At 71.2% G+C, this 692-nt stretch carries 1 protein-coding gene; it reads right to left on the minus strand.

The window, feature by feature from the left end; translation table 11 throughout:
* Window positions 1-104 precede the first annotated feature (104 nt).
* Window positions 105-692: lactate utilization protein LutB domain-containing protein (locus tag H9Y04_RS45885; RefSeq protein WP_187820181.1), on the minus strand; the 588-nt coding region annotated here is incomplete at its 5' end.

Here is a 692-nt window from a genome sequence, read left to right on the forward strand (position 1 = left end):
GCCGTGCTGCTCCAGGTAGTCGCGTTGCACCGCGTTCTCGTAGGGCTCGGATGGCTGCTCTCCGACGGCTCGCCGGATGCGGGCCAACACCCTTTCTCTGCTGGTCACTTGGTTTCTCCCCTGCCGCCGTTGGTGCGCTGCCACCAGTCGCGGAATGATTCCGCCGGTACGGCGGGCAGTTCGCGGCTTGCTGTCCAGGCCTTGCCCGGGCCGGGGAGCCTGCGTGGATGCAGGCGGCGGGTGCGGGATGCGAGCCGCTGGCCGGTGCGCAGCACGCCCGGTCGGCCCAGGGCCCACGCGGCGGCCCGGATCGCCGCGCGCTCGGCGGCATGGCCCTTGGCGGGGCGCACGGTGATCCGTGCACCATTGCGCACCACGTCACCGCCCTCGGCGACCCGTTCTCGCAGATGGACGAGGACTTCGGGGATGTCGATGGCGACCGGACAGACTTCGTAGCAGGCTCCGCAGAGGGAGGACGCGTAGGGCAGGGACTGGTCGATCTCGCTTCCCATGCCGCGCAGTTGGGGGCTGAGGATCGCGCCGATCGGGCCGGGGTAGACCGAGCCGTACGCGTGGCCGCCGGTCCGTTCGTACACGGGGCAGACATTGAGGCAGGCCGAGCAGCGGATGCAGCGCAACGCCTGGCGGCCGACCTCGTCGGCGAGGGTGTCGGTGCGGCCGTTGTCGAGCAG

The organism is Streptomyces polyasparticus, from assembly GCF_014493765.1.
GTDB classification, from domain to species: domain Bacteria; phylum Actinomycetota; class Actinomycetes; order Streptomycetales; family Streptomycetaceae; genus Streptomyces; species Streptomyces polyasparticus.